Raw genomic sequence first — 17354 nt, 5'->3', positions numbered from 1 at the left:
GGCCGGTCCCGGGAGACGGGCGGACACTCATACGATCCGCTCCATGTCCCGGGACCTGCCGTCGCGCACGACGATCTCGCGGTCCGAGTACGCGGCCACCCGCGCCTCGTGCGTCACGAGCACCACGGCGGCGTTGGTCGAGCGCGCGGCGTCGGTGAGCAGCTGCATCACGCGCTCGCCGTTCAGGGAGTCGAGCGCGCCGGTCGGCTCGTCCGCGAACAGCACGCGCGGGTTGGTGACCAGCGAACGGGCGACGGCGACGCGCTGTCCCTGACCGCCGGAGACCTCACCGGGGCGCTTGCCCTTGAGGTCGTCGACCTCCAGCTGCTCCATCCACATGAGGGCGGCGCGCTCGGCCTCCTTGCGGCCCGTCCCGTTCAGCCGGAGCGGCAGGGCGACGTTCTCGACGCAGGTCAGCTCCGGTACGAGCTGGCCGAACTGGAAGACGAAGCCGAAGTCGCTGCGGCGCAGGGCGCTGCGCTGCGCGTCGTTCATCGTGGCCATCTCGCGGCCGTTGTACGTGATCGACCCGGAGTCGGGCGTCACGATCCCGGCGAGACAGTGCAGCAGCGTGGACTTGCCGGAGCCGGACGGGCCCATGACGGCGACGACCTCGCCGGGGTGGATGGAGAACTCGGCGCCGTCCAGGGCGGTCGTCGGACCGTACGCCTTGCGCAGGTCCAAGGCGGTGAGCAGAGAACCGGGTGGGGGAGTCATCGGGTCGTCACCGCCTCGGCGAGTTTGTCGAGGCGCGCTGCGGTGAGCTCCAGCCACCGCAGGTCGGCCTCCAGGTGGAAGAGGGCGTGGTCGCAGATCAGCTGGTCCGCGAGGTCGCCCTTGCGCTTGCGGTCGGTCAGGATGCGCATCATGCGCAGGTGCTCCGAGCGCTGTGTGTCGAGGATCTCGGCGGCGTTGCGGTGCGTGAGGAGCGCGAGCACGACCTTCGTGTAGAGGGTCGACTGGAGATAGGGCTCGGGCTTCTCCGGCGTCGCGAGCCACTGCTGCACGTCGGTGATGCCGGCGTCGGTGATGGCGTACCGCTTGCGCTCGGGCCCGCCGCCCGGCTCGATCCCGTCGACTTCGACGAGTCCGTTCTTCAGCAGCCGGGACATCGTCGAATAGACCTGGCCGTAGTGCAGCGGCCGGTCGTGACCGAACTTCTCGTCGAAGGCCCGCTTCAGGTCGTAGCCGTGACGCGGCCCGGACTCAAGGAGCCCCAGGAGGGTGTGACCGATGGACATGCGAGCACTCTACACACGGTGTATACGCCGCATGTATACGCCCAGTGTGTAGATCATGGCGGCGCGTACCGCGGTGCAGGTGGGGGGCGATTGTCACGGTTCTGTCACCGGTGACGGGCGACGCCCTACGCCCCGGGTTCCGCCGGCGGCCGTCCCCGCCGGGGCAGCGGTCCGGTCCCGCCGGGCAGGCGTCCCGCTTCGGCCAGCGCCTTGCGCAGCAGGAACTCGATCTGCGCGTTGGCGGACCGCAGTTCGTCCCCGGCCCAGCGTGCGAGCGCCTCGTACACCAACGGGTCCAGCCGCAGCAGCACCTGCTTGCGCTGCTGCGGCCGACGCTGAGGGGACGCCCCCTCGGAAGGAGCCGTCACTGGTAGAGGGTCCCGGTGTTCAGGACCGGCTGCGCCGCGCGGTCCCCGCACAGCACCACCATCAGGTTCGACACCATCGCCGCCTTCCGTTCGGAGTCCAGCTCCACGATGTCCCGCTCGGTGATCCGGGCGATCGCCGCCTCGACCATGCCGACCGCGCCGTCCACGATCTGCCGCCGGGCCGCGACGACCGCTCCCGCCTGCTGGCGCTGGAGCATCGCGGAGGCGATCTCGGGAGCGTACGCGAGGTGCGTGAAGCGTGACTCGATGATCCGCACTCCGGCCGCCTCCACGCGCGCGTGCAGTTCGACGGCGAGCTTCTCGGTGATCTCCTCGGCGTTGCCGCGCAGCGACAGCCCGTCCTCGTCGTGGGCGTCGTAGGGGTACTCGATCGCGATGTGGCGCACGGCCGCCTCGGTCTGGGTGGCCACGAACTCCAGGAAGTCGTCCACCTCGAAGGTGGCCTGGGCGGTGTCCTGCACGTTCCACACGACGACCGCGGCGAGCTCGATGGGGTTGCCGTACGCGTCGTTGACCTTGAGGACCGCGGTCTCGTGGTTGCGGACCCGGGTCGAGATCTTGGTCCTGGACGTCAGCGGGTTCACCCAGCGCAGCCCGTCCTGGCGGATCGTCCCCCGGTAGCGCCCGAAGAGCTGCACCACACGGGCCTCGCCCGGCGCGACGGTGTTCAGCCCGCACATCGCGAAGAACGCGGCGATGCCGACCAGGACGCCGACGATGATCAGCGCCGCCTTGGCGCCCGTAGCGGTGACGGCCGTCGCGCCCGCGATCAGCCCGGCACCCAGCAGCAGTCCGACGAGTCCGAGCAGCAGGGCCAGGCCGCCGCCGATGCTGTGCGCGGCGAATTCCCGGACCCGCGGCGCGGGCATCTCGGGCACGCCCTCGGGTGCGGAGTCGTGCGCGGCTGAGCGGTGTGTCGACATGGGAGGTCCCCCGTTCGGTACGGCATAGCTTCTGTCTAGCAAAGTGATAACACTTTAACTCGCTCGGCAACCTTCCACCCCTCCCGCTCGTCGGTTTCGTTGGGAAGGGAACGCCCGGCGTGCTGATTGTCACGTCCGGAAAAGACCGGATCGGCGGCCCTTTGTCATAGCGCGCGGTGTTAGCTTTCTGAGCTGACCTGAGCGACGAACCTGTGTGCCACACGAGAGTGAAGCGGAGCGGATCGACCCATGGGACGAGCGGAAGAGAGACGAGCGCGGCAGGCACGGGGCCGCCGCGCGGCGCCCAAGCGCTCGTCCGGAGCGGGCGCCGCGGGCGCGCCGGCCGGAGGCAAGAACCGCCGCAGCGGCATACGCCGGTTCGTCAACTGGAAGACGATCACCGGGACGTTCTTCGGCCTCTGCCTGCTCGGCATGGGCGCCTTCATCGTGCTCTACATGGTCGTCGACGTCCCCAAGGGCAACGCGGCCGCACGGCTGCAGAGCAACATCTACAAGTACCGCAACGGCGACGTCCTCGCCCGCACGGGCAAGGTCAACCGTGAGGTCGTGGACCTGTCCAAGGTGCCGAAGAGCGTCCAGAGGACCTTCGTCGCCGCCGAGAACAAGTCCTTCTACAAGGACTCCGGCGTCGACCTCAAGGGCACGGCCCGCGGTCTGATCAACACCCTGTCGGGCAAGGGCAAGCAGGGCGGCTCGACGATCACCCAGCAGTACGTCAAGAACTACTACCTGAACCAGGACCAGACCGTCACGCGCAAGCTGAAGGAACTGGTCATCTCCCTGAAGGTGGACCGCCAGAAGTCCAAGGACGACATCCTCGCGGGCTACATCAACACCAGCTACTACGGCCGCAACGCGTACGGCATCCAGGCCGCGGCGCAGGCGTACTACCGCGTCGACGCGAGCGAACTGAGCGTCGCGCAGGGCGCCTACCTCGCCTCGCTGCTCCAGGCCCCGAGCCAGTACGACTGGGGCGTCGCGACGGACACCGGCAAGAAGCTGGTCACGGCCCGCTGGAACTACACCCTCGACAACATGGTCGAGCAGGGCTGGCTGGACTCCGGCGAGCGCCAGAAGCTGAAGTTCCCCGTGCCGAAGGACCCCCAGGGCGCCCCCGGCATGGAGGGCCAGACCGGCTACCTGGTCAAGTCCGCAGAGAACGAGCTGGCCAAGCAGCTCGTCACCGACGGCACGGCCTCCGACCTGGACCAGGCCCAGGCGATGGTGGAGGCCGGTGGCTGGACCATCACGCTCAACATCGACAAGAAGAAGCAGGCCCTGCTGGAGAAGACCGTCAAGGCGCAGCTCACCAGCAAGCTGGACCCGAAGAAGCGCAAGGTCGACGACAACATCCAGGCCGGTGCCGTCTCCGTCGACCCGAAGAACGGCAGGGTCCTCGCGATGTACGGCGGCAAGGACTACTTCAAGCACTACTACAACAACGCCACGCGCCGGGACTACCAGGTCGCCTCGACCTTCAAGCCGCTGATCTTCGCCGCCGCCCTGGACGAGGAGGCCAAGACGCAGCGCGACAGGCCCATCACGGCGAACACGGTCTACGACGGCACGAACCGCCGGCCCGTCGTCGGCAGCGACATCGGCTTCGCCCCGCCGAACGAGGACGAGCACAGCTACGGCGACGTCACCGTGCAGACCGCGATGAACAAGTCCATCAACTCCGTCTTCGCGCAGATGGGCGTCGACGTCGGCATGGACGAGGTCCTGAAGGTGGCGGGCAAGCTCGGCATGGACACCAAGAAGATCCAGGCGGTGCCCGCCCAGACCCTCGGCTCCATGGGCGCGAGCCCGCTGGAGATGGCCGGCGTCTACGCCACGCTCGACAACCACGGCAAGAAGGTCACCCCGGCCATCGTCGCCAAGGCCGAGCACAAGGACCGTTCGGTCGACTTCCCCGACCCGATCGGCGACCAGGTCATCAGCGAGGAGGCGGCCGACACCGTCACCTCGGTGCTGACCGGCGTGGTCGACGACGGTACGGCCAGGACGTCCGTGCGGGACAACCCGTCCCGCGGCGGCCAGCAGGTCGCGGGCAAGACCGGTACGTCCGACAACAACAAGTCGGCCTGGTTCACGGGCTACACACCGGACCTGGTCACCTCGGTGGGCCTGTTCGGCGAGGAGAAGAAGACCGGTCGCCAGGTGTCGATGAAGGGCGCCACCGGCCTCGTCGCCGAGGGCGGCCGCGTCAACGGCGGTGGCTTCCCGGCGCAGATCTGGGCGGCGTACACCTTCGACGCGCTGGACGGCAAGGTCACCAAGTTCGACCTGAACACCACGTCGGGCGCGGCGGTGGAGCCCACCGAGAGGCCCACGGTCACACGGACGCCGTCGAGCACTCCCTCGTCGACCCCGACCACCGAGGAGCCGTCGACCGAGCCGCCGACGAGCAGCAGTCCGCCGTCTCCGACGGACGAGCCGACGACGACCGAGCCGACGACCACGAGGCCGGCCACGCCGACGGGGACGCCGACCGACGGACTTCCGGACAATCCCTTCGATCCGAACAGTCAATAGCACGCGGAAGGGGCACCCGGTGATCCACCGGGTGCCCGCGGCCGGGGAGGTCCCGGTCACCGCCGCCCGGAGAGCCGATCTCCTTGCCGGGACGGTGAGTCGAGCCTGCCCCCGGCCCGTGGAGAGCGGGCCGGGGGCAGGCTCCGTGGTGGCGGCACCGTGCGGGGCGGGCAGGGTGGTGCCGCCATCCGGTCAGGTCAGGCGCCGGGCAGGACGCCGGTGCGGGCCACCTCGGAGTACCAGCGGGCGCTGGCCTTGGGGATGCGGGTGCCCGTCGGGTAGTCGACGTAGACGGCGCCGAAGCGCTTGCTGTAGCCGTACCCCCACTCGAAGTTGTCCAGCAGCGACCACAGGAAGTAGCCGCGGACGTCGGCGCCGTCGGTGATGGCCTGGTGCACGGCGGCCAGGTGGCCGCGCACGTAGGCGATCCGGTCGGGGTCGTTGACCTTGCCGGAGGGGTCGGCGTAGTCGTCGAAGGCCGCCCCGTTCTCCGTGATGACCAGCGGCAGGGCGGGGAAATCGGATGCCACCCGGCGCAGCAGGTCGTACAGGCCGCTGGGGTCGACGGCCCAGCCCATGGCGGTGGTGTCGCCGGGGGGCTGGTGGAAGGCGACCAGGTCCGCTCCGGGCCAGGGGCTGTGCGTGCTCCTGCCGTGTCCGTCCGCGTTGTGCGTGCCGCTGCCGTCCGCCTCCGAAACCAGCGTGGGCGTGTAGTAGTTGATGCCGAGGAAGTCCAGCGGCTGGTTGATCTGCCGGAGGTCGCCGTCGCGTACGAACGACCAGTCGGTCAGGGCCGCCGTGTCCTTGAGGAGGTCCTCCGGGTAGGCACCCTGCAGCATCGGGCCGGTGAAGACCCGGTTGGCGAGCGCGTCGATCCGGCGGGCGGCGTCGGTGTCGGCGTCGCCGCCGGTGAGCGGGCGCACCTCGTGGAAGTTCAGCGTGACCGAGCACCGGGTGTCGGCGGGAAGCGCGTCGCGCAGTGCCTGGACGGCCAGCCCGTGCCCCAGGTTGAGGTGGTGGGCGGCGCGCAGGGCGGCGACCGGGTCGGTGCGGCCGGGGGCGTGGACACCGGAGCCGTAGCCGAGGAAGGCGCTGCACCAGGGCTCGTTGAGCGTGGTCCACGTCTTCACCCGGTCGCCCAGGGCGTCCGCGGCGATGGCCGCGTACTCGGCGAACCGCTCGGCCGTGACGCGCTCGGGCCAGCCTCCCGCGTCCTCCAACTCCTGCGGCAGATCCCAGTGGTAGAGCGTGGCCACCGGAGTGATGTCGTGGGCCAGCAGCTCGTCGACGAGACGGCGGTAGAAGTCCAGGCCCTTCTGGACGGCGGGGCCGCGGCCGGTGGGCTGGATCCGGGGCCAGGCGAGGGAGAAGCGGTAGGCGCCGAGGCCGAGGTCGGCCAGGAGCGCGACGTCCTCGCGCCAGCGGTGGTAGTGATCCGTGGCGATGTCGCCGGTGTCGCCGTTGCGGACGCGGCCGGGGGTGCGGGCGTAGACGTCCCAGATGGAGGGGGTGCGGCCATCTTCGGTGGTTGCGCCCTCGATCTGGTACGAGGCGGTCGCGGAGCCCCAGAGGAAGCCGTCGGGGAAGGTTCGGGCCGCGTCCGGGGCAGATCCGCCATGTCGTGCTGCGGTGACCACGTAGATCCTCTCAAGGGGGTGTGTCTCGGGGGGGCGAAGAAACGGAGATTCGGATGAGGGCGGCCCGGTGGCCGGGCGCCGGGCCGGTGCGGAAGGCCGGCCGAGGCCGGCCGGCGTCAGCCCTTGACGGCGCCGGCCATGATCCCGCTGACGATCTGGCGGCCGAAGACGATGAACATCGCCAGCAGCGGCAGGGTGCCCAGCAGCGCACCCGCCATGATCAGTGACTGGTCGCGGACGTAGCCGGCGCTGAGCTGGGTGAGGGCGACGGGGACGGTCGGGTTCGTCATGTCGAGCACCACGAAGGGCCAGAAGAAGTCGTTCCACGCGTGCACGAACGTGATCATGAACAGGACCGCCATCGCGGGCCGCGCGACCGGAAGCACGATGCTCCAGAAGATCCGCAGCGAGTGCGCGCCGTCCACGCGCCCCGCCTCGACGAGCTCGTCCGGCAGCGCCTCCGAGAGGTACTGCCGCATGAAGAACACCCCGACCGCGCTCACCAGCGTGGGGAAGATGACGGCGGGCAGCTGCTGCGACCAGCCGAGCTCCGACATCATCATGAAGAGCGGTACGACGCCGAGCTGCGGCGGCACCATCATGGTGCCGATCACCAGCGTGAGCAGGATGTTGCGTCCCTTGAACCGCAGTTTGGCGAAGGCGAAGCCCGCCAGCGTCGCGAACAGCACCGTGGACAGCGCGATGACCCCGGCCACGATCAGACTGTTGATCATGGCCTTCCCCATCGCCGCCTCGTCCCACGCGCGGGCGAGGTTGCTGAACAGGTTGGGGCCGGGCAGGAACGGCGGAGGCGTCTGGCTGACCCGGGTGTTGTCCGTGGAGGCCGCCACCATCGTCCAGTACAGCGGGAAGACCGACACGATCGCCATGACGGCGAGCAGGACATAGGCGAGCGGGCCGGCGTGGTGCTGGCGGCCGGCGCGTATGCGCAGCAGCCGACGGCCGGTGCGAGGGGCTTTCGGGGCGGAGGTCCGGACCGGGGTGTCCGTGCGGACCGGGAGGGAGTTGACGGTCATGACGGCTCCTGGTCAGGGCGTGCGGGGGCGCAGCCGGCGGATCAGGCGCTGCGCCGCGAAGACGAGGATGAGCAGCAGGAACATCGCCCAGGCGACGGTCGCCGCGCGGCCCATCTGGTAGTTCTTCCAGCCCTCCTCGTACAGCAGCAGACCCAGCGTCTGGTACTGGTTGTCCGCGCCACCGGTGACCCCGTTGGGCCCCTGGCCGAAGATCAGCGGTTCACCGAACAGCTGGGTGGCGCCGATGGTGGAGAGCACGATGGTGAAGACGACGGTGGAGCGGATCCCGGGAACGGTGACATGGGTGAACTGCTTCCACCGCGAGGCGCCGTCGAGGGATGCCGCCTCGTACCGCTCGGCCGGGATGGCCTGCATGGCGGCCAGGTACAGCAGCGCGTTGTAGCCGGTCCATCGCCAGATCACGATGGTGGAAATGGCCACCTGGGCGGGCCACTTGTCGGCCTCCCAGTCCAGCGGGTCGATGCCGACCCAGCCGAGCACCCAGTTGATCATGCCGAAGTCGCGTTCGAAGAGCATGGTGAACACGAGGGCGGCCGCGCCGACCGAGGTGGCGTAGGGCACCAGTGACGCGACGCGGAAGAACAGCGAGGCGCGCATCCGGTAGTTGAGCAGGTGCGCCATGCCGAGCGCCATCAGCAGCTGCGGCACCGTGGAGATGACGCCGATGGTGATGGTGTTCTGCAGCGCGTTCCAGAACCGTGAGTCCTTGAACAGGTCGACGTAGTTGTCGAACGCCACCCACTGCATGGAGTCGAGGGTGGCCAGTTCCACATGGTGCAGGGAGATCCACGCCGTGTAGACGAGCGGGTAGAAGCTGAACGCGGCGAAGACCACGAAGAACGGCGCGACGAACGCATACGGCGCGCCCTTGAGGTCGAGCCGGTGCAGCAGCGCACTGCGCCGCCGGCCCGTCTCCCCGTCGGGGGTCTTCGTGGGCGGACCTGAACGCTCCTCGCCGGCCAGGGCGTTGGTGGTGGAGGTGGCCACCGGAATTCCTTCCTGAGAGCGGATGTCTGAGCCGGGCCCCGGGCGCGCCGGCACGGTGCGGGCGCGCCCGGGGTGTCGGAAGCCCGAGGGTCAGCCGACCGCCTTGTCGATGCGCTCAGCGGTGGTCTTCCACGCCTTGTCCCGCGCCTGACCCTGCTCGACCAGGGCCAGGCCCTGGGTGAAGGTGTCCTTGATCGTGCCGTCCTTGCGGCCGAGGACCTGCTTGTCGGGGATCTCCTGCGCGGCGGCACCGAAGATCTGGCCGATCGGCGCGTCGCTGAAGTACCCGGAGGTGACGTTCTTGACGTCGTCCTGCTCGAGCGCCTGGCGGGAGGAGGGGAAGTTGCCCAGCTTCTTGAAGATGTAGGCCTGCTGCTCGGGCGCGGTCAGCCAGGCGACGAGCTTCTGGGCCTCCGCCTTCACCGGACTCTTCTCCATCACGCCGAGGAAGGAGCCGCCCCAGTTGGCCCCCTTGGGCGCCCTGGCGACGTCCCACTTGCCCTTGTTCTTCTCACCGGCCTTCTCGCTGATGTGGCTCAGCATCCACGCCGGGCAGACCGCGGTGGCGAAGGTGCCGTTGGCCAGTCCCGGGTCCCAACCGGGCTGGAACTGGCGCAGCTTCGCGCTCAGCCCGTCGTCGGCGGCGTCCGCGGCGAGGTTCCAGGCCTGCTTGACGACCGGGTTCTTGTCGTAGATCAGGTCGCCGTTCTCGTTGTAGTACTGCTGCGGGTAGCCGTAGACCATGGCGTTGAACAGGCCGCTGGAGGAGTCCATGTACGACACGCGGCCGCCCTTGAAGTCCTTCTTGAAGGTGCGGCCGACCTCGACGTACTTCTTCCAGTCGCCCGCCCACAGCTTGCCGACGGCGTCGCGGTCGGTGGGCAGGCCGGCCTCGGCGAAGTAGTCCTTGCGGTAGCACACGGCCATCGGGCCGGCGTCGGTCCCGAGGCCCAGCACCTTGCCGTCCTCGGTGGTGATCTGGGACTGCTTCCAGGGCAGGAAGTGGTCGGTGCCCGCCGTGCGGGAGAAGTCGGCGAACTTGTCGGCCTGCGTCTCGGTGATCTCCTTGGCCCGGCCGATCTCGATGCCCTGGATGTCCTTCAGGCCGTTGCCCGCGGCGAGATGGGTCTGCAGCGCGGTGTAGTAGGTCTGCTCGTCGCCGGCTATCTCGGCCTTGATCTCGACGTTCGGGTGCTCCTTCTCGTACTTCTCGAGAAGACCCGACTCCTTGAAGCCCATCACCCCGAACATGCCCATGGTGATGACGGTCTTGCCGTCCTTCTTGCCACCGCCCGTGACCGAGCCGTCACTGCTGCCACAGCCGGCGACGAGCGCCAACGCGCATACGGCCGCGGCTGCTGACGCCAGCCTCTTTCTGCCGAACGAACCGGGACTGCTCATGGATCTCCTCCTAGGCGGCGGCGCGGGCGCATCGAATCGACACGTTTTGCGCCGACTACTGCGGCTCTGGTGGGGGAGTGGGAACGTGCCCATCGCTGCCCAAAGAAAAAGTGGGCACGTTCCCACCGACGCATGGCAGACTCACTGCATCGAGCCGATCTGTCAATGACTTGAACACGACGAAGGGAGATTGCCCCGGCGGTCGCGTTCCTCGTTCTTGGACGGCGCAGGGCCCGGCCGACAGCGGCGTCTGCAAGAATCGGCGCAGGTCATCAGCGCGGTACACACTGCCGCGGCTGCCGGGAGGGGAGCGTATGGCTGGGAATCGCCGTCCGACGATCAAGACGGTCGCCGCCCGTGCCGGCGTGGGCAGGACGACGGTGTCCCGGGTCGTCAACGGCTCGGAGCTGGTCAGTGCCGACGCGCGGGCCAGGGTCCTGGCGGCGATCAAGGAACTCAACTACGTGCCCAACACGGTCGCCCGTGGTCTCGTGACCAGCCGCACCGACGCGGTGGCGCTGGTCATCCCGGAATCGGCGAGCCGACTCGGCTCGGAACCGTTCTTCGCCGCACTGATCCGAGGTGTCAGCGAAGCCCTTGCCGACAGCCGGACACAGCTGCAGTTGATGCTCGTCCGCGACCAGGCCGAGCGGGAGCAGCTCACCGAGTCGGTGGCGGCGCGCCGCGTGGACGGCGTCCTGCTGGTCTCCGTCCACGCCGACGATCCGCTGCCCGGGATGCTGGAGGACCTGGGTCTGCCCACCGTGCTGGCCGGCCGCCGCGACGTCGCCGAGCGGCTGAGTTACGTGCACGCCGACAACGCCGGCGGGGCGGCGGAGGCCGTCCGGCACCTGCTGAGCAGCGGACGTACCAAGATCGCCACGATTGCCGGCCCGCTGGACATGGACGTCGGCCGCAGCCGGCTCGAGGGCTGGCGCACCGCCCATCACGAAGCGGGGGCGCCTGCAAGCGAAGTCCTGGTCGAGACCGGCGACTTCAGCTGGGAGAGCGGCCGCCGGGCGATGTATTCGCTTCTTGAACGCGCCCCTGATCTGGACGCCGTGTTCGCCGCCTCCGACCTCATGGCGCTCGGCGCCCTGGAAGAGCTGCGCCGCCGGCAACGACAGGTACCGGGCGACGTCGCCGTCGTCGGATTCGAGGACTCGCTCGCCCGCTATGCCCACCCGCCCCTGACGACGGTGCGCCAGCCGGTGGAGGAGCTGGGCCGCACGATGGTCCGGATCCTCACCGAGATCACCCAACACGGTGCGGCCCGGCAGCAGGTGACGCTGCCGACGGAATTGGTGGTGCGCGAGTCGGCCTAGGGCGCGGGGCGGGCGTGGATCGACGGTCATGCGGTGACCGAGGGGACGGAATCGTCCTCGCCCCTGCCGGACCCGGACCGGCGGCATGACCCTGTCCCGGCGAACGACCGGGTCCGCGTCACGTCCCGGGGCAGCCCCGTCGACCGTTCGCCATCGGCCTCGGACACCGGGCCGAGGAGGGGGCGGCCACACGTGAAAAAGGCGCCCGATGATTCACTGGGCGCCTTTCCCTCGTGTGTGGGCGGGACTTACCGGATATGTCGACGGTCGATTATTGGCCAGACGTTCCGGAAGCTCAGAGTTCGATGAGAATTTTGTTGACCCGGGCGGCGCGCGCGGATCATGCTTTCCGGTAACGGGGAGGGAACCCAAGTGGCGACGCGCGCTCCACACTGACCAGTGGCCCGCGCCTCTTTACGGCCTGTATTCACGAATTCCGCCGACCGTGCGCGGACTGTCACGCGTGCCCGGATTGCGTTTCATGCGCCCTTTCCCCTTCCAGAACTCCCGCGACGCGGGAGCCCATTTGTGAAGGAGAACCGTTGAGATTCCACAGACGAACGAGGGCACCGCTGGCCGCCGTGGCGGCCGGAGCGGTGCTCGCGGGACTGACTCAGGCCGTGGCCTGGGCCGCCCCGCCGGCACCGGCGGCTCCCGCCACGAAGACGACGGCCGAGAAACGGCGCGACGCGGTGCCGTCGGCAGAGCGGGCCGCGGTGCTGGGCAAGGCCTGGAAGAATTCGGGCGACCTGGCGTGGACCACATCGGGTGACGCGGAGGGATTCCACATCCTCACGGCCCGGAAGAAGGACGGCTACACCTGGCGCAGTACGGCGTCGCTTTCCGAGCCGGGATTCGACGCCGACGCCTGGATCGGCAACATCTGCGTCACCGGTTCGGGCAAGCGTGCAGTGGTGGTCTACGCGCCCCGCACTTTCACCAACAAACCCCAGCTGATGGCCAGGGGCGGGTTCACCGCGGTCGTCGATCTGGCCTCCGGCCGGGTGACGAAGCTGAAGCTCAAGGCGTCGCTGTCGTACTACAACCCTGGCTGTGGACCGGGGGAGTCGGTGATCCTGACCCAGTCCGGGGGCGAAGACCTGCCCGGCACCCGGCTGTTCCGGCTGGACGCGTCGACGGGCAGGGTCGGCAAGCCGATCGCACTGCGAGGGCAGGTCACCTCGGCCGTCCCGGCCGCGCACGACTCCGTCCTCGCGGCCTCCGGCGCGGAGGTCGTCAAGATCGACGCCCGCGGCACGCGCAAGGCCCTCGTCCGCACCGACGGTGTCCCCTACCGGCTCACACCCGACGGCGACGGCGGGCTGGCCTTCCTCGACAAGCGTGGCGCCACGTCCCAGGTGAAGCGGATCACGGCCGGTGCCGTGGCGCACCCGGACCCGCGCGGCACGCGTGCTGCCGTACTGGCCGAGGGGCTCGCGACCGAGACGGGGCTGACCCGGAGCGCTGGCACCGTGTACATGACCGGCACCACGCGGCCGACGGCCGACCGACTTCCCTCCACCGTGCGGCGGTTGGCGTCCGTGCCGAAGGACGCCACCGTCTCCTCGCGCGGCGAGGCCGTCCTGACCCACACGGCGTGGGCCGACGGCAAGGGCACGCTGCTGCTGCCCGGCGAGACCGCCAAGGCCCGTACGGTGAAGATGTCCCTGACCACCCGTGCCACCGGGCGCACGGCGTCCTTCACCGTGGACCCGGCCCGGCGGGTGTCGGCCCACGCGGGCCAGGGCCGTGACGCGTCGCCGGGCCTGCTGACCGGTTCCGGAGGCAGCAAGAGGGCAGCGCTGACCGCGACCGCCGCCGGTGACCCGAGCGACCCGGTGGAGTCGGAGCGCACCTGCTCCGTGCCCCGCAACGACCCGCGCAACCAGGCCATGCAGCCCAAGCCCCGCCAGGTGGAGTGGGCGGTGGACCAGGCCGTCAAGGGCATGCTCAACACGCACATCTCGCGTGCGGCGAACTGGAAGAACCTCGGCATGCCCGCCTACATGCCGCAGGCCCTCTTCCTGAACCCGGCGCTGGACGGCGGCGGTCGCGCCATGGCGCAGGTCATGCTCGGCGTGACCACCCAGGAGTCGAACATGTGGCAGGCCGCCCGTTCGGCCGTGCCGGGCGTCACCGCCAGCCCGCTGATCGGCAACTACTACGGCATCAACCTCTACGACGGCGACACCAGCAACGACTGGGACGTCAACTTCGCCAAGGCGGACTGCGGTTACGGCATCACGCAGATCACCGACCACATGCGGATGGCCGGACGCGAGGACGGCCACGGCGGTGCCGCCTGGGACTACCAGAAGCAGCGGGCCGCCGCCCTGGACTACACCGCGAACATCTCCGCGGGCCTGCAGACCCTCATCTCCAAGTGGAACGAGACCCGTGCCGCGGGCATGATCGCCAACCACGGCACCACGGGACGGCCCGAGAACTGGTACTTCGCCCTGTGGGCGTACAACTCCGGCTTCCACCCCAACGCCGGCAACGGCACTCCCTGGGGCCTGGGCTGGGCCAACAACCCCGCCAACCCCGAATGGGACGCCGGACGCCTGCCGTTCATGGAGAACGCCGCCGGCGGCGAGGACGCCAGCGCCGCCGCCCGCCCGCAGAACTGGCCCTACCAGGAGAAGGTCCTCGGCTTCGCCGCGCACCCGCCGTCCTTCCTGGAGTCCCCGGGCGTGATGGTCCCGGCCTTCCGGCCCTCCACCTGGAACGGCACCTCCGAGGCCGTCACGGTCAAGGGCAGCGCCCTGTACAACCGCGCCCACCTCAAGGCACCGGAGGACGCGTTCTGCAACTCCTCCAACAGCTGCGATCCGGGCCGGATATCCGACGGCGCCTCCAACGACACCGCGAGCAGCGGGCCTTGCGGACGCAGCGACTTCCAGTGCTGGTGGAACAAGCCGGTGACCTGGAAGAGCGACTGCGCCGACACGTGCGGATACGAGTTCATCCGCTTCGGCGACAGCATGCCGGAGGAGGCCGACGGCACGGCGTACCCGCCCGTGTGCAGCACCAGCGGTCTTCCGGGCAACGCGATCGTCGTCGACGACGTGCCGGCGGGCACCCCGGTCGTCCGACCGGGCTGCACCAACTCCTGGACGAACTCCGGGACGTTCAGCTTCAACTTCGCCAACAACGGAGTGGAGACGGTCTATCCCGCCAAGGTGGACCTCCACCAGCTGGGCGCGGGCTTCGGCGGCCACTTCTACTTCGGCCACACCCGCCAGGACGACGCCAAGGGTCAGCGGCTGAAGATCACCGGCACCTGGAAGCTGAAGGACACGCTCAAGGGCCAGGCGAAGGTCATGGTCCACCTGCCCGACCACGGAGCGCAGACCAACTACGCGCGGTACGAGATCGACACCGCGTACGGGACCGAGACCCGCACGATCAAGCAGCCCGGCGACGGCAACCGCTGGGTGTCGCTCGGCGCGTACCGCTTCGACAACGCAGCCGCCGTGCGGCTCGACACCATCACCCCGGACGGCACCGGGGACCAGGACATCGCCTTCGACGCGGTGGCCTTCGTCCCGGGCAGCTACGACCTGATCACCGACATGCGGCTGCCGGAGTGGAACCCCGGCGCTCCCGAGCCGCCCGCGGTGGAGCCCGTCACCACCCTGCCCGGACACGTCTTCCCGCGGCCCGGTGTGCAGTCCTCCCGCGCGGGAGTCGCCGCCGACGAACACCCGCGTGCCTTCGACTGCCGTGCCGTCAAGGGCAAGAAGAACTCCGAGGTCTGTCTGGAGTTCCGAGGGAAGCCGGCCGGGAAGACGGCGCAGCGGCAGGGGACCGCGGCCGCGGCGGGCACCGCGTTCTGTTCCAAGAGCGGCGCCGACATGTTCTACACGCGCACCAGGGCATGCCTCCAGGACAGCTTCTCGGCCACGCTGTACGAGAACGGCACGCCCATCGCGCAGAACATCTACGCGTACAAGCACGAGATCGACCTTGACCTCGACAGCCCCACGATCCAGCAGACGGTGTCGGTCCAGCCGACGACGGTCGACCCGAAGGTTCCGCCCGTCACGGTCAACGTGCAGTCCTTCTGCCAGCACAACTGCTCGTCGGCCGGGATCACCTGGTCGGGCCTGCCGGAGTGGTCGGGCCTCGACAAGCACGAGGCGGTGGGCCGGGTCGACCACACCTGGTCGGGCACGGCGGGCAACGAGACCGTGCACCTGAACTGGATCCTGTCCTCGACCATGGGCGGCGCCCCGAACGGCGGGGCCGACTACCAGCCGCCGAGCGGAAAGCTGGGCATCCGCTGCGACCGTGAGGCCAAGGGCAAGAGCACGGTGGGATGCGTCTTCCCCGACTACATCCCGACGTACGTCGTCAACACCGAGGCGAACCCCTCGGCGGCGGCGTTCTACTGGATCCTCATGCAGAAGCTGCCCTACCACCCCGGCAGCCGCGATCACAGTTCGCCGCTGAACTACCTGGCGGACACCGCACGCCAGAAGGCGAACCGCAAGGTGATCTGCCCGACGAGCGGGCCCGACAAGTTCGTCGGCCACCCCGACTCGAAGCCGCCGAACAGCACGTCGAGCTGTGACGAGTACCCGTTCGCGGCGACCTACCAGAGCGGTGGCATGCCCCCGCAGACGGTGAGCACCGGCAAGGACTGCACCCAGCTGTACGCCAAGCCGCTCAGCACCGGCTGGACCCTGCTGGAGGACCCGCGCTACGCCCGGGTGAACACCTGGAACGAGATCTGCGGCCGGGCCAGCATCCCGGGCGACGAGAACTCGGGAGCGGCCAACCGGATCGGCCTGTTCTTCGTGCCGAACAACCGGATGCTCGACAAGGACGCGTTCTATGTGAGCGTTCCGGGCTTCGAGGGGTGCACGGATCTCTCGCAGATCTGCGTGGTCCGTACCCGGTAGGGCGGCGGACCGTCAGGTCCGGCGGGCACGGCCCGAGCCGTGCCCGCGACCGCCCCGGCCACTGGAGCCCGGCCGATCGGCGTCATGCCGGTCGGCCGGGCTCCGGCCTCTGCGCCGGCCCGGCTGGACGAACGGCCCGGCACGACGGAACGCGCCGGGCCCCGGCGTCCGGCGCGGCCGGGGGCGGTCCAGGGTCTAGGACAGAAGAACCGCCGGCAGAGTCCCGGCCTCGAGTGCCCTGCGGGGCAGGTCCAGCGCGAAGACCCGTTCCGCCACGGTGAGGATCCGCTGCTCGGGCTCCCAGTCCTCCGGGTCCGCCGTGCCGTCCAGCAGCAGCATGCCCGCGCTCTGCATGGCCGGGACGAGGAACGACGGATCGCTGCCGCCGATCTGTTCGGCCTCCACGCCCGGTTCGAAGTCCGCCGCGATCTCGCCGTCGCGGGCGTGGACGAACCAGTACGGCGGCATCCCGCTGTCCAGCAGCATGACCGCCTCGGTGCCCTCGGAGACGCGCCGCAGGAGGCGCCGGTCGGTGCCCTCGGCGCTCGCGGGTTCCAGGGCGAAGGCCCATCCGTTGCTCGTGCCCAGCCGGGCGACCGGGCCCTTGTCGCGGGCGAGCTCCAGCGCGTCCCCGGCGGACAGGGACGGCATGATCCGTCCGGGGTCCCCGCCCATCCGGCGGACCAGTTCCTCCGCGCTCAGGCCTTTGGCGAAGGTGACGCAGTAGGCGTCGTAGGTCTCCCGGATCCATGCGATGCCGTCCACACTGCGTCCCCGCCTCTCGCCGCCACACGGGCCCGCCCGAACCGGCCCTTCCGGTGCTCCGGAACCGTATCCGGCTTCGCGGGCGACAGCGTGGCCTTCGCCATGACGGCGGCTGAAAATGATCTGCGACGACGGCGCCCCGCCCTCCGCGGTGCGCGGAGGGCG

Annotated in this window: 12 protein-coding genes; 3 read left to right on the top strand and 9 right to left on the bottom strand. The window is 69.6% G+C overall.

Features of this window, described 5'->3' with window-relative positions; all coding sequences use genetic code 11:
* Nucleotides 1–27: 27 nt before the first annotated feature.
* From ABEB03_RS44335 to ABEB03_RS44320, 4 genes are all read right to left on the bottom strand, one after another.
* Nucleotides 28–717, bottom strand: coding sequence for an ABC transporter ATP-binding protein (locus ABEB03_RS44335; protein ID WP_345658809.1), 690 nt, complete (start codon nucleotides 715–717; stop codon nucleotides 28–30).
* Nucleotides 714–1241, bottom strand: a complete 528-nt coding sequence (locus ABEB03_RS44330; RefSeq protein WP_095936386.1) for a PadR family transcriptional regulator — start codon at nucleotides 1239–1241, stop codon at nucleotides 714–716. Before ABEB03_RS44330 ends, ABEB03_RS44335 begins: the two co-directional genes overlap by 4 nt.
* Before the next feature lie 125 nt (nucleotides 1242–1366).
* A complete protein-coding gene (locus tag ABEB03_RS44325) occupies nucleotides 1367–1660 on the bottom strand; it encodes a type II toxin-antitoxin system antitoxin (RefSeq protein WP_425589390.1) in 294 nt (97 codons plus the stop codon).
* Entirely contained in the window at nucleotides 1606–2553 is a 948-nt protein-coding gene (locus ABEB03_RS44320; protein WP_345658807.1) for an SPFH domain-containing protein, read from the bottom strand. The genes ABEB03_RS44325 and ABEB03_RS44320 overlap by 55 nt, the downstream gene beginning before the upstream one ends.
* A gap of 249 nt (nucleotides 2554–2802) precedes the next feature.
* Between ABEB03_RS44320 and ABEB03_RS44315 the strand changes: the two genes are divergently transcribed.
* The gene (locus tag ABEB03_RS44315; protein ID WP_345658806.1) at nucleotides 2803–5109 is read left to right on the top strand and encodes a transglycosylase domain-containing protein; all 2307 of its coding nucleotides are present in this window, start codon (nucleotides 2803–2805) and stop codon (nucleotides 5107–5109) included.
* Nucleotides 5110–5306: 197 nt separating this feature from the next.
* Here ABEB03_RS44315 and ABEB03_RS44310 read toward each other — a convergent pair whose 3' ends face one another.
* The 4 genes from ABEB03_RS44310 to ABEB03_RS44295 all read right to left on the bottom strand — a co-directional run bounded on the left by ABEB03_RS44310 (nucleotide 5307) and on the right by ABEB03_RS44295 (nucleotide 10192).
* The gene (locus tag ABEB03_RS44310; RefSeq protein ID WP_345658805.1) at nucleotides 5307–6746 is read right to left on the bottom strand and encodes a GH1 family beta-glucosidase; all 1440 of its coding nucleotides are present in this window, start codon (nucleotides 6744–6746) and stop codon (nucleotides 5307–5309) included.
* Nucleotides 6747–6862: 116 nt separating this feature from the next.
* A complete protein-coding gene (locus ABEB03_RS44305) occupies nucleotides 6863–7783 on the bottom strand; it encodes a carbohydrate ABC transporter permease (RefSeq protein WP_345658804.1) in 921 nt (306 codons plus the stop codon).
* A 12-nt stretch (nucleotides 7784–7795) separates the two neighbouring features.
* Nucleotides 7796–8791, bottom strand: a complete 996-nt coding sequence (locus ABEB03_RS44300; RefSeq protein ID WP_095936392.1) for a carbohydrate ABC transporter permease — start codon at nucleotides 8789–8791, stop codon at nucleotides 7796–7798.
* Between the two features lie 90 nt (nucleotides 8792–8881).
* Nucleotides 8882–10192 carry an ABC transporter substrate-binding protein gene (locus ABEB03_RS44295; RefSeq protein ID WP_345658803.1) on the bottom strand — a complete coding sequence of 437 codons (1311 nt, stop codon included), beginning with the start codon at nucleotides 10190–10192 and terminating at the stop codon, nucleotides 8882–8884.
* A gap of 314 nt (nucleotides 10193–10506) precedes the next feature.
* Between ABEB03_RS44295 and ABEB03_RS44290 the strand changes: the two genes are divergently transcribed.
* A complete protein-coding gene (locus ABEB03_RS44290; RefSeq protein ID WP_345658802.1) occupies nucleotides 10507–11517 on the top strand; it encodes a LacI family DNA-binding transcriptional regulator in 1011 nt (336 codons plus the stop codon).
* Nucleotides 11518–12059: 542 nt separating this feature from the next.
* A complete protein-coding gene (locus ABEB03_RS44285) occupies nucleotides 12060–16424 on the top strand; it encodes a golvesin C-terminal-like domain-containing protein (protein ID WP_345658801.1) in 4365 nt (1454 codons plus the stop codon).
* A gap of 195 nt (nucleotides 16425–16619) precedes the next feature.
* Here ABEB03_RS44285 and ABEB03_RS44280 read toward each other — a convergent pair whose 3' ends face one another.
* Nucleotides 16620–17189, bottom strand: coding sequence for a DUF6461 domain-containing protein (locus tag ABEB03_RS44280; protein WP_345658800.1), 570 nt, complete (start codon nucleotides 17187–17189; stop codon nucleotides 16620–16622).
* Nucleotides 17190–17354 lie beyond the last annotated feature (165 nt).

It is taken from the genome of Streptomyces siamensis (assembly GCF_039543605.1).
GTDB classification, from domain to species: domain Bacteria; phylum Actinomycetota; class Actinomycetes; order Streptomycetales; family Streptomycetaceae; genus Streptomyces; species Streptomyces siamensis.
Note: the sequence above shows the minus strand (reverse complement) of the source record. Positions and strands in the feature narration are given on the sequence as shown.

Bases quoted from the DNA above. Each gene is read 5' to 3' on its own strand.
- ABEB03_RS44330 (WP_095936386.1), bottom strand. From the start codon at position 1,241: ATGTCCATCGGTCACACCCTCCTGGGGCTCCTTGAGTCCGGGCCGCGT.
- ABEB03_RS44335 (WP_345658809.1), bottom strand. From the start codon at position 717: ATGACTCCCCCACCCGGTTCTCTGCTCACCGCCTTGGACCTGCGCAAG.
- ABEB03_RS44315 (WP_345658806.1), top strand. From the start codon at position 2,803: ATGGGACGAGCGGAAGAGAGACGAGCGCGGCAGGCACGGGGCCGCCGC.
- ABEB03_RS44290 (WP_345658802.1), top strand. From the start codon at position 10,507: ATGGCTGGGAATCGCCGTCCGACGATCAAGACGGTCGCCGCCCGTGCC.
- ABEB03_RS44305 (WP_345658804.1), bottom strand. From the start codon at position 7,783: ATGACCGTCAACTCCCTCCCGGTCCGCACGGACACCCCGGTCCGGACC.
- ABEB03_RS44295 (WP_345658803.1), bottom strand. From the start codon at position 10,192: ATGAGCAGTCCCGGTTCGTTCGGCAGAAAGAGGCTGGCGTCAGCAGCC.
- ABEB03_RS44320 (WP_345658807.1), bottom strand. From the start codon at position 2,553: ATGTCGACACACCGCTCAGCCGCGCACGACTCCGCACCCGAGGGCGTG.